This window comes from Kitasatospora sp. NPDC057692 (assembly GCF_042799475.1).
GTDB lineage: Bacteria > Actinomycetota > Actinomycetes > Streptomycetales > Streptomycetaceae > Kitasatospora.
Genome location: NZ_JBHVIV010000076.1, coordinates 15,759 through 27,497, shown reverse-complemented (window position 1 = coordinate 27,497; position 11,739 = coordinate 15,759). Strand labels below are relative to the sequence as shown.

Annotated in this window: 9 protein-coding genes; 4 read left to right on the top strand and 5 right to left on the bottom strand. The window is 74.5% G+C overall.

What is annotated here, in order from left to right; all coding sequences use genetic code 11:
• The first annotated feature begins 102 nt into the window (after positions 1–102).
• Complete coding sequence (locus ACFVFS_RS31790; protein WP_380628284.1) at positions 103–762, top strand: ThuA domain-containing protein; 660 nt, start codon at positions 103–105, stop codon at positions 760–762.
• 68 nt (positions 763–830) lie between these two features.
• Here the strand turns inward: ACFVFS_RS31790 and ACFVFS_RS31785 are convergent, their stop codons facing one another.
• The 4 genes from ACFVFS_RS31785 to ACFVFS_RS31770 form a co-directional block, all read right to left on the bottom strand.
• Entirely contained in the window at positions 831–5,012 is a 4,182-nt protein-coding gene (locus ACFVFS_RS31785) for a SpaA isopeptide-forming pilin-related protein (RefSeq protein WP_380628283.1), read from the bottom strand.
• A gap of 123 nt (positions 5,013–5,135) precedes the next feature.
• Positions 5,136–5,387 carry a hypothetical protein gene (locus ACFVFS_RS31780; RefSeq protein WP_376083663.1) on the bottom strand — a complete coding sequence of 84 codons (252 nt, stop codon included), beginning with the start codon at positions 5,385–5,387 and terminating at the stop codon, positions 5,136–5,138.
• A gap of 68 nt (positions 5,388–5,455) precedes the next feature.
• Entirely contained in the window at positions 5,456–5,884 is a 429-nt protein-coding gene (locus ACFVFS_RS31775) for a (2Fe-2S) ferredoxin domain-containing protein (RefSeq protein ID WP_380628282.1), read from the bottom strand.
• Between the two features lie 6 nt (positions 5,885–5,890).
• Positions 5,891–7,936 (bottom strand): heavy metal translocating P-type ATPase, encoded by a 2,046-nt coding sequence (locus tag ACFVFS_RS31770; protein WP_380628281.1) that lies wholly within the window; start codon positions 7,934–7,936, stop codon positions 5,891–5,893.
• A 103-nt stretch (positions 7,937–8,039) separates the two neighbouring features.
• Here ACFVFS_RS31770 and ACFVFS_RS31765 point away from each other — a divergent pair, with 103 nt between their 5' ends.
• Positions 8,040–8,420 (top strand): ArsR/SmtB family transcription factor, encoded by a 381-nt coding sequence (locus tag ACFVFS_RS31765; protein ID WP_376083669.1) that lies wholly within the window; start codon positions 8,040–8,042, stop codon positions 8,418–8,420.
• A gap of 48 nt (positions 8,421–8,468) precedes the next feature.
• A complete protein-coding gene (locus ACFVFS_RS31760) occupies positions 8,469–8,885 on the top strand; it encodes a DUF3592 domain-containing protein (RefSeq protein WP_380628280.1) in 417 nt (138 codons plus the stop codon).
• Positions 8,886–8,934: 49 nt separating this feature from the next.
• Here ACFVFS_RS31760 and ACFVFS_RS31755 read toward each other — a convergent pair whose 3' ends face one another.
• Positions 8,935–10,557: an FAD-binding dehydrogenase gene (locus ACFVFS_RS31755; RefSeq protein ID WP_380628279.1), complete on the bottom strand. Its 1,623-nt coding sequence runs from the start codon at positions 10,555–10,557 to the stop codon at positions 8,935–8,937.
• 254 nt (positions 10,558–10,811) lie between these two features.
• On the opposite strand from ACFVFS_RS31755, the gene ACFVFS_RS31750 reads away from it, so the two are divergent.
• Complete coding sequence (locus tag ACFVFS_RS31750; protein WP_380628278.1) at positions 10,812–11,729, top strand: SGNH/GDSL hydrolase family protein; 918 nt, start codon at positions 10,812–10,814, stop codon at positions 11,727–11,729.
• Positions 11,730–11,739 lie beyond the last annotated feature (10 nt).

Sequence of the window (11,739 nt, the reverse complement as noted above, 5' to 3'; positions counted from 1 at the left end):
CACCAATGTTCGACCATGCCTCGGCAAAGCCGCACGCAGGCGAAACGCGCTTCCGGGGCCCCGGCACGGGCGCCCCGACCGGGGCTGGCAGGATCATCCACCATGGCCCGGATCCTGATCTACCGTCGCAACCTCCGCTTCCCGCACGCCTCGGTCGTCGACGGCACCCGCGCGCTGGGCGAACTGGGCGAACGGCACGGCTTCACCGTCGACGCCAGCGAGGACCCGGCCGTCTTCCGGCCCGCCGCCCTGCGCCGGTACGCCGCCGTGGTGTTCCTCTCCACCGGCGGCCCGGTGCTCGACGAGGCCGGGCAGGACGCGCTGCGCGACCACCTGACCGCCGGTCACGGCTGGCTCGGCGTGCACGCGGCGTCCAGTACGGCGTACGAGTGGCCGTGGTTCGAGGGGCTGGTCGGCGCCCGGTTCGACCGCCACCCCGCGATCCAGACCGCGCCGGTCCGGGTCGCCGACGCCGACCACCCGGCCACCGCCCACCTGCCGGCCCGTTGGGAGTGGACCGACGAGTGGTACGACTTCCGCTCCGACCCGCGCGACCGCGGCGCCCGCGTGCTGCTCACCGTGGACGAGGCCGACTACACAGGGGCCTCGATGGGCCTGGCCGACCGTCACCCGCTCGCCTGGTGCGGCGAGCACGACGGCGCGCCGACCTTCTACACCGCGCTCGGCCACGCGCCCGAGGCGTACGCGGACCGGGCCTTCCGCGGCCACCTGCTGGGCGGCCTGCGCCACGTGCTCGGCTGAGCGAACGGGACCGCCCGGGGCAGCGGCGCTGCTCCGGGCGGTCCTTGGTTCAACCGTCCACCGGCCGACTACCAGCCGAAGCCGTGTCCGAAGCCGTAGTCATAGCCGTGACCGTAGCCGAAGCCATGGCCGTAGCCGTGGTCGCAGTCGTAGTCGTGGTCGTCCTTCTTCCTCTTGTTGGTGAGGTCGACGGTGACGCAGTCGTCGGCGTTCACCTGGATGGGACCGGTGACCGGGTCACGCGGGAACTGGTAGCCGTGCGGCGCCGCGGTCTCCAGCAGGTAGTACTGCCCGACCGACAGGTGGGAGAAGTCGCAGCCACCGTCGGAGGCGGTGGTGCAGTCACCCGCCTGGGTATCCGGCTCGGCGCCGTCGGTCTGCAGACCGGGGACGCCGTTGCTCTCCCGCCACAGCTGGAACACCGCGCCGCCCACGGGCTCGCCCGAATGCGCGTCCCTCTTGGTCAGGTGGATCGCGCCATTGTCCGGCGGCTTCGGCGACGGGCAGTCACTGGCGGTGGCCTGGACGCCCTCGGCGGCGTTGGCCGCCGTCAGCACCAGCGGACCGAAGACGGGCTCGGCCGGCAGGTCGTACCCGGGGGGCGCCACGGTCTCACGCCAGTAGTAGGTACCGAGGTCCACCGTCCGGCGGCAGAAGCCGTCCGCACCGGTGGTGCAGGCAGCACCCACCTGGGTGTCGGGGTTCACGCCACTGGTCTGGAGACCGGGGATCCCGTTCGTCTCCTCCCACAGCTCGAACACACCACCCGCCAGCGGAGCACCGGTCTCCGCGTCCGTCTTCAGCACCCGCACCTCACCCGTCGTCACCGGCTGCGGCGCGTCGGGGGCGGTGACCTGGACGCCGGCTGCGGCGTTCTCCGGGGTCAGCACCAGCGGCCCGAACACCGGCTGGGCCGGCAGCACGAATCCGGGAGGTGCGGCCGTCTCCAGCCAGTAGTACGTGCCGACGTCCACCGTGCGACGGCACAGACCGTCCGCGGCGGTGGTGCAGCTGGTCCCCACCTGGGTGTCGGGGTTCACGCCACTGGTCTGGAGACCCGGAATCCCGTTGGTCTCCTCCCACAGCTCGAACACACCACCCGCCAGCGGAGCACCGGTCTCGGCGTTCGTCTTCAGGACGCGCACCTCACCCGTCACCGGCGCCACCGGAGCATCCGGAGCCGTCACCTGCACACCCTGAGCCGCATTGGCCGGAGTGAGCACGAGCGGCCCGAACACCGGATCGGCCGGGAGCACGTAGCCGGGAGGTGCGGCCGTCTCCAGCCAGTAGTAGGCACCGACGTCCACCGTGCGACGGCACAGACCGTCCGCGGCGGTGGTGCAGGTGGTCCCCACCTGGGTGTCGGGGTTCACGCCCGTGGTCTGGAGACCGGGAATCCCGTTCGTCTCCTCCCACAGCTCGAACACACCACCCGCGAGCGGGTTGCCGGTCACCGAGTCGATCTTCAGGACGCGCACCTCACCCGTCACCGGCGCCACCGGAACATCCGGAGCCGTCACCTGCACACCCTGAGCCGCGTTCGCCGCCGTCAGCACCAGCGGCCCGAACACCGGGTCGGCCGGCAGCACGTAGCCGGCCGGGGCCGCGGTCTCCAGCCAGTAATAGGTACCCAGCGGCACCGTCCGGGTGCAGAGACCATCCGCACCCGTCGTGCAGCTGGAACCGATCTGGGTGTCCGGGTTCACGCCCGTGGTCTGGAGACCGGGAATCCCGTTGGTCTCCTCCCACAGCTCGAACACACCGCCCGCGAGCGGGTTGCCGGTCACCGAGTCCGTCTTCAGCACCCGGACCTCACCCGTCACCGGCGCCACCGGGGCATCAGGGGCCGTCACCTGCACACCCTCGGCGGCATTCAGGGGGGTCAGGATCAGCGGGCCGAACACCGGGTCGGCCGGCAGCACGTAGCCGGCCGGGGCCGCGGTCTCCAGCCAGTAATAGGTACCCAGCGGCACCGTCCGGGTGCAGAGACCATCCGCACCCGTCGTGCAGGAAGCACCGACCTGGGTGTCCGGGTTCACGCCCGTGGTCTGGAGACCGGGAATCCCGTTCGTCTCCTCCCATAGCTCGAACACACCGCCCGCGAGCGGGTTGCCGGTCACCGAGTCCGTCTTCAGGACGCGCACCTCACCGGTCACCGGGGCCACCGGAACATCGGGAGCCGTCACCTGCACACCCTGAGCCGCGTTCGCCGCCGTCAGCACAAGCGGCCCGAACACCGGGTCGATCGGCAGGACATACCCGGCCGGGGCCGCGGTCTCCAGCCAGTAATAGGTACCCAGCGGCACCGTCCGGGTGCAGAGACCATCCGCACCCGTCGTGCAGGAAGCACCCACCTGGGTGTCCGGGTTCACACCCGTGGTCTGGAGACCCGGAATCCCGTTCGTCTCCTCCCACAGCTCGAACACACCACCCGCGAGCGGGTTGCCGGTCACGGCATCCGTCTTCAGGACGCGCACCTCACCGGTCACCGGCGCCACCGGAGCATCCGGAGCCGTCACCTGCACACCCTCGGCGGCGTTCAGGGGGGTCAGGATCAGCGGGCCGAACACCGGGTCGGCCGGCAACACATACCCGGCCGGGGCCGCGGTCTCCAGCCAGTAGTAGATCCCGACCGGCACCGTCCGGGTGCAGAGACCATCCGCACCCGTCGTGCAGGAAGCACCCACCTGGGTGTCCGGGTTCACACCCGTGGTCTGGAGACCCGGAATCCCGTTCGTCTCCTCCCACAACTGGAACACGCCACCCGCCAGCGGCAGGCCCGTCACCGAGTCCGTCTTCAGCACCCGGACGTCACCGGTCACCGGGACCTGTGGCACATCGGGAGCCGTCACCTGGACGCCGGTCGGGGCGTTCAGCGCGGTCAGCACCAGCGGCCCGAAGACCGGGTCGATCGGCAGGTCGTACCCGGGAGGCGCGGCGGTCTCCCGCCAGTAGTAGGTGCCCAGCGGCACCGTCCGGGTGCAGAGACCATCCGCGCCCGTCGTGCAGGAAGCACCCACCTGGGTGTCGGGGTTCACGCCCGTGGTCTGGAGACCGGGAATCCCGTTGGTCTCCTCCCACAGCTCGAACACACCGCCGGCCAGCGGCAGGCCCGTCACCGCGTCCGTCTTCAGGACCCGCACCTCGCCCGTCACCGGGGCGACGGCGCAGTCGGGCAGGCTGCCGTCGAAGGGGTAGGCGTGGAACTCCTGGCCGCCGCCCCCGGTGGGCGAGCTGGTGTGGATGAGGTCGCCGGTGACGAAGACGCGGCCGTTGACGCCGGGCAGGGTGACCGTGGTCTGCGAGGTCTGCTCGCCGACCAGGATGCTGCCCTGGAACTGGCCGGTGCCCACCAGGTTGACCGTGGTGGCGTCGGGGAAGTTCCACAGCAGGCGCTCGCGGTAGGCGTTGAGCGGGTCGGTGTCGGCGATGTCGCCGCTGTACGTGTTGATGGTCCGGGCGGCGCCGGTCAGGTTGACCAGGATGGTGGCGCCCGCCGGGATGTTGGCGAAGGCGATGCCCTGCTGGCCGCCGCCCGGGCCGGCGAGGTCGAAGTCGACGTTGAAGACCTGGAGCGCCGATACGCCGTCACCGGTGAACAGGGTCTCGAAGCCCGCGTTCACTGCGACGCCGGTCGGGGTGCGTGGCACTCCGTTGACCCGGGCGTAGCAGTCGGAGGCGGTGGCGAGCTGGTCGCGCAGGGCGGCGTAGGGCTGGATGGCGTTGGGGTCCTGGACGAGGGTGCCGGTCACGTTGCCGGTGACGGTGCTGGCGTAGCGGACGACACCGCCCTCGGCCACCAGGGTCTGGCCGGCGGTGACGACGACGTCGTCGCCGGTGGTGAGGAAGTCCGCCCCGTCCGGCGGCGGGACCCGGGAGCCCGCGCCGACGATGCCGATGTTGTAGATGGAGCTGGCGCCGACGTCCTTGGACTGGTCGAAGTCGTGGACGACGACGATCCGGCCCTCGGCCTCGGCGGCGCGGCCGCGGACCAGGAAGTCCGAGCCGACGAAGATGTTGATCCCGTTGTCCCGCCCGGCGATCGGACCGTTGCTGATCGGGGGGAAGGGGTCGGGACAGCTGCCGGGGACGCAGGGCCCCAGCCCGCCCGGAAGGGTCGCGGCCGCGGCGGGGACGGCGCCGGGGCCGAGCGCGAGGACCGGGACGAGGGCCGACACGATGGTGCACGGCAGTGCCAGGGCGACCGCCTTGCGGCGGACGCGGTCGAACAAGCGGTTGAGGGAAGCCATAGTCGTAGCGTCCGCCAGCCTGCCGGGGCACGGTCGACTGAAAGGTGCTCACCTACGCTGACCGTGTGCGGACGTACCCGCTCAGACCAACCGTCACCTCGCGGGCCCGCTCCGGCGCCGTGCTCAGGGCGCCTCGTCCCAGGGGGACGCCGCCCGGTTGCCGGTGCCGTCGCAGGTGCGGCAGATCTCGTCGCGGTAGGCGTGCTTGGCACCGGTGGCGTCGACCCGGTAGCGGACGTAGACGCCCGTGCCGTCGCAGAGGAAGCAGTTGCCCCCGCCGCCGCCGACCTCGGTGGTGCCGGTGCCCTGGCAGGTCCGACAGCTGAGGCCGGCGGTGCGGCCGGTGCCCGCGCAGATGCGGCAGACCGTGGTCATCGTCTTCCTCCCGGGTCGAAACCTAGGCCATCGTAGGCGCTGGCCGTTCCTCCCCGGGCGGGCCCCGGTCAGCCCGGCAGACCCGCGCTGACGCGGCGGGAGACGGCGATCTCCTGGAGGTCGAGCATCCCCGGCGGGTCGGCGAGGCCGGGGCCGCCGGCGTGCACCCACGCGGCGATCTCCTCGATCATGTCGTCGGCCAGCACCCAGCCCAGCCAGACCGGCCGGCCGCCCGCCGCGCGGCCCTCGCTGGACGGGCCGACCACGACGACGTTGGAGTGCGCGCAGGTGTCCAGGCACTTCACGGCCCGGACCCGGCCCGCCTCGCCGACCGCCGTGCGCAGCCGCTCGTACTGGCCCGCGTGGTCGACGCCGGGGTGCTTCTCCTGGGTGCCGCAGCAGCAGCCCCGGCAGACGGTGACGGTCACCGGGGACGCCGGGCCGCGCCCGCCGCCCTTCCCGCCGGTCCGTTCACGCTCGCGCTCGCGTCGGCTCATGCTCCCTCAGCCCTCCTCGTTCCGCAGGGCCCGCCGCCACGCCCGTTCGCGCAGCAGCCGCAGGCCGTTGAGGCCGACGATCACGGTGGAGCCCTCGTGCCCGGCGACGCCGAGCGGCAGGGGCAGCGTACCCGCCAGGTCCCAGGCGACCAGGAGGGTGATGGCCGCCCCCGCGATCACCAGGTTCTGCACCACCAGCCGGCGGGCCCGCCGGGAGAGCGCCACCACGGCCGGGACGGCGGCCAGTTCGTCGCGGACGAGGACGGCGTCGGCGGTCTCCAGGGCGAGGTCCGAGCCGGCCCGGCCCATCGCGACGCCGGTGTGCGCGGCGGCCAGCGCCGGGGCGTCGTTGACGCCGTCGCCGATCATCAGCACCCGGTGGCCGGCGGCGGCGAGGTCCTGCACGGCGGCGGCCTTCTCGTGCGGCAACAGCCCGCCCCGGGCGTCGCCGAGGCCGACCTCGGCGGCCAGCCGGGCGGCGGCGCGCGGGTTGTCGCCGGTGAGCAGCACCGGCGGGCGGCCGGTGAGCGCGGCCAGGGCTCGGACGGCGCCGGCGGCCTGGGGGCGCGGGCGGTCGGCGAGGCCGAGGACGCCGATCGGCTCGCCGTCGCGCAGCACCAGGACGGCGGTGCGGCCGTCCGCCTCCAGGGCGGCGACGGCGGGGTGGTCGCGGTGCGGGCCGGGGGCGCCGACGGCGACGACCGCGCCGCCGACCACGGCCCGCACGCCGACGCCCGGGGTGGCGGTGAAGTCGGTGGCGGGCGGGACGGCGAGGCCGCGCTCACGGGCGGCGGCGACCACGGCCCGGGCCAGCGGGTGCTCGCTGGGGTGCTCGGCGGCGGCCGCGAGCGCCAGCAGGCGGTCGGCCGCGATGCCGTCGAGCGGGTGCACCTCGGTGACCCGGGGGGTGCCCTCGGTGAGGGTGCCGGTCTTGTCCAGGGCGACGGCGTCGGTCTGCCCGAGGCGTTCCATCACCACCGCCGACTTGACCAGGACGCCGTGCCGGCCGGCGTTGGCGATCGCCGAGAGCAGCGGCGGCATGGTGGCGAGCACGACGGCGCAGGGCGAGGCGACGATCATGAAGGTCATGGCGCGCAGCAGGGCGTCGGTCAGCTCGGCGCCGAGGGCGAGCGGGACGGCGAACAGCAGCAGGGTGGCGGCCACCAGGACGGCGGCGTAGCGCTGTTCGATCTTCTCCACGAACAGCTGGGTGGGCGCCTTGGTCTCGGAGGCCTCCTCGACCATGGCCACGATCCGGGCGATCACGGTGTCGGCGGGGTCGCGCTCGACGCGCACCCGCAGCACGCCGGCGCCGTTGAGGGTGCCCGCGTACACCTGGTCGCCGGGGCGCTTGGCGGCGGGCAGCGGTTCGCCGGTGATGGTGGCCTGGTCGACGTCGCTCGCCCCGTCGAGGACGCGGCCGTCGGCGCCGATCCGCTCGCCGGGGCGGATCAGCACGGTGTCGCCGACGGCGAGGGCGGTGGTGGGGACGGTCTCCTCGACGTCCCCGCCGACCGCGACCCCGCCGGCCGCGTCCGTTCCGGTGGCGCCCCCGCCGAACGGGACGGAGGCGACGGCCGTGACGGCCGCGGCGGTGCGCAGCCGGGTGGCGGTGGCGGGGGCGAGGTCGAGCAGGCCGCGGACGGAGTCGGCGGTGCGGGCGGTGGCCAGCGCCTCCAGGGCGCCGCTGGTCGCGAAGATGACGATCAGCAGCGCGCCGTCCAGCACCTGCCCGATGGCGGCGGCGCCGAGCGCGGCGACGACCATCAGCAGGTCCACGTCCAGGGTCCGCTCGCGCAGCGCGCGCAGTCCGGCGAGGGCCGGCTCCCAGCCGCCGGCGGCGTACGCGACGGCGTACAGCGCGCCGGAGGCCCAGCCGGGGGCGCCGCCGAACTGGAGGCCGAGCGCGGCCAGGAAGGCGGCCAGGCTGCCGGCCGCCCAGCGGGCCTCGGGCAGGGCGAGCACCCGGGTGCGGCGGGGACGCGGCGGCCCGGCGGGCGGGGCCGGGGCGGCGGGCCGGGTGAGCGGGGTGGGCGGCGTGGCGACGGACATGGCCGTCACCCTACAGGAATACATGAACACACCTTCATGTGTTCATATGACCTGTTCCACCGCTCCCCGGCTCCGCCGCGGCCGCGCCCCGTAGGATTCCCCCATGGGACACGCAGCCGCCGAGAACGCCGTGCCGCGGATGCGCCTGGACGCGTCCAACGCCGCCAAGGTGGCGAGCACGCTCCAGGCCCTCGCCACCCCCTCGCGGCTGCTGATCCTCGCCGAGCTCCGCGAAGGACCGCGGGCCGCCACCGAACTCGCCGACGCCGTCGGCATGGAGCAGTCCGCCTGCTCCCACCAGCTGCGCCTGCTGCGCAACCTCGGCCTGGTCGTCGGCGAGCGCCGCGGCCGCTCGGTCGTCTACTCCCTGCACGACGGCCACGTCGCCGCCCTCCTCGACCAGGCGGTCTACCACGTCGACCACCTCCGGCTCGGCATCGTCGACAACGGAAGGGCGAACTCCCTGCCAACAAACGGCAGTTGAATGTCGTGACGCTGGGCGTGGGAGCGCACCGGCGCTAGGCTGCGGGCCGTGAACCTCCTCGCGCTCACGATCGGGACGGTCTTCGGCGGCGGCTCGTACTACACCGGGTCGCGGTCGTTCCGGGCGTTCCGGATCCGCCGGTACGGCATGCGCCTGCAGGCCTGGGTGACGGAGGTCGACAGCCAGTCGGTGGGCGATGACGGCGGCCTCCAGGACGACGTCAAGGTGCGCTTCGAGCTCACGGACGGCCCGGCGGCGGTGGCGGCGACGGCGATCTCCCTGCGGGGCCCGACGGGGCTGCGGCCCGGCGACCAGGTGGCGATCGCCTACCACCGGAGATACCCCCGGAAGGTGGTCGTCCTCGGCTACCCCAGCGCCGACGGCGTGGGGCTCCTGGGGTACATCTGCGTGCTGTTCGCCGCGATGAGCGCGTTCTTCTACTGGTTCGGCCTCGCCCTCCACTGACGGCGGCCCGGCCTCCGACCCGACCCGGCCGCCACCACCGCCGCACCCGCTACGCCGTCGCCGCGGCGGCCGCACGCCCGGCGGTCCGGCCGGAGAAGAGGCAGCCGCCGAGGAAGGCGCCCCCCAGGGGGCGGCGGCCGTGCAGGCCGCCGCCCCCGAACCCGGCCGCCTCGCCCGCCGCGTAGAGGCCGTCGAGGACGGAGCCGTCGGGGCGCAGCACGCGGGCGGAGAGGTCGGTGTGCAGCCCGCCGAGCGAGGTGCGGGTGAGGACGGACAGCCGGACGGCGATCAGCGGGGCGGCGTCCGGATCGAGGATGCGGTGCGGCGCGGCGCTGCGGAGCAGCCGGTCGCCGAGCCGGCGGCGGGCGCGGGGGCCGCCGAGCCGGCGGTCCCGCTCCTCGACGACGCGGCGCAGTTCGGCCGTGCCGACCAGCCGCACCCGCGCCCTGGCGTTCATCGCGCGGGCGAGGTCGTGCAGGTTGCCCGCGACGACGAAGTCCGGGCCGTGGGCGAGGTGGTCGCGGACCGGGCCGGGAACGCCGGGCAGCGCGCGCCGCAGCAGACCGCGCAGCGGGCGGCCGGTGGACCCGGGGTCCCGTTCGGGGCCCGAGAGGGTGAGCTCCCGCTCGGCGATCCGCCGGTTGAGCACCAACCAGCCGTGGTCGTACCCGGTGGCCCTGGCGAGCTCCAGGGCGCCGGGGGTGTCGGAGCCGGGGAACGGCGGCGCGGGCAGCCGGCGGCCGAGGGCGTCGAGCCGGAGCACGGAGGGGCCGGCCAGGACGCGGACGCCCTGCCCGGGCCAGACCGGGTGCAGCTCGGCGACGCCCTCGGCGCAGTGCCACGTCCGGTCGCCGTTGACCAGCTCGGCCCCGGCCCCGGCGGCGACGCCGAGCATCAGCCCGTCCACGTGCGCGGGCACCCCGGAGAGCATCCGCCCGGGCGGGGCGCCGAGCCGGGCGGGCCAGGCCGCGCGGACGAGCGCGTGGTTGCCGCCGATGCCGCCGGAGGCGAGGACGACGGCCCGCGCACGCAGCTCGAAGCGGCCGGCCACCTCGCGGGAGCTCGCCTCGCCGCGCGCCGCCCCGCTCGGGACGAGCACCTCGCCGGTCACCGTGTCGACGGCCCCGGCGCTCGCCGCCAGGCCGGTGACGCGGTGCCGGAAGCGCAGGTCGACCAGCCCGCGGGCGGCGGCCGCGCGGACCTTGCGGACGAAGGGGTCGAGCAGGCCGGGGCCGGCACCCCGGACGACGTGGCAGCGCGGGACGGAGTTTCCGGGGCCGCCGGTGGACGGCCCGCCGTGCTCCGCCCGGCCGACCAGCGGGCCGAACCGCACGCCCATCGCGCGCAGCCAGGCCCGCTGCTCCCCCGCGGCGAAGTCGACGTAGGCCTCGGCCCAGCGGCGCGGCCAGGCGTCCCCGGGCCGGTCGAATCCCGCGGCGCCGAGCCAGTCCCGCCGGGCGAGGGCGCGCGAGTCGCGGATCCGCATCCGGCGCTGCTCGGGCGAGTCGACCAGGAACAGGCCGCCCGGGGACCAGTGCGCCTGGCCGCCGAGCGAGGCCGCGGGCTCCTGGTCGAGCAGGATCACCCTCCGTCCGGCGTCGGCGAGTTCGGCGGTCGCGGCGAGGCCCGCGAGTCCGGCTCCGATGACGATGACGTCGGTGTCCAGGGCCATCCGGGCAGCTCCTCAAGGCCGGCGGCGAACGGTCCCGCGCATTCCGCTCCGCCCCGTTTCGGAAATGACGTCGATACACCGTGGAGCGAAATTCGAAATTCCCGCCGAAGCGGCCGGTGAAACCTTTGACGGAATTTCGGAAATATGCGCGCACGGCATGGACGGCACCGAAACCTGCCAGTAACTTACCTGTCGGTAGTAGCTGTGGCCCGGCTCGTACGTCCCCCACCCGTTTCTCTCCCCCAGGAGGAACCGTGCTCCGCCGTGCCCGCAATTCCCTGCTGCTCACCTCCGCCGCGCTGGGCGCCGCCCTGGCGATGACCGCCACCGGCGCGCAGGCCGCCGCCCCCGCCCCGCACCGCTACGTCGCCCTCGGCGACTCCTACGCGTCCGGCGCCGGCGTCCCGGACCAGTCGGCCGGCCTCTGCCTGCGCTCCGACCGCGACTACGGACACCTGGTCGCCGCCGCCCTGAACGCCGCCGCCTACCGCGACGTCACCTGCGCCGCCGCGAAGGTCAAGTCGCTCACCCAGCCCCAGTACGACGCCTTCCTCCGGGTCAACGACCCGCAGATCGACGCGGTGACCGCCGACACCGACCTCATCACGCTCGGGATCGGCGGCAACGACCTCGGCGACAGCGACATCGGGATCGGCGACGTGATCGCCACCTGCATCGCGGGCGCGGTGGTCAACCCCCTCGGCACCCCCTGCACCGACGTCTACCACCACGGCTACTGGGACTGGGCCAGCTGGTCCTGGCAGTACGGCAACGACGACCTCGCCGACCGGATCGACGCCACCGGGCCCCGGCTCGCCGCCGCCCTGCGCGCGCTGCGCGCCAAGGCGCCGAACGCCCGGATCCTGCTCGTCGGCTACCCCTCGGTGCTGCCCGCCGACGGCGCGTCCTGCGTCCTGCGCCAGCCGCTCGCCCCGCGCGACGTCCCCTACCTGCACGCCGTGCTCGACCGGCTGAACGCGATGCTGCGGTCCACCGCCGCGGCGGCCGGCGCCACCTACGTGGACACCGCCGCCCCGACCCGCGGGCACGACGTCTGCGCGGACGACCGCTGGATCGAGGGCGCGCTGCCCGGCTCCCCGGCCGTCCCCTTCCACCCGAACGCCACCGGCGAGCGGGCCATGGCGGACGCCGTCCTCGCCGCGCTCCGCTGAGCGCCACGGG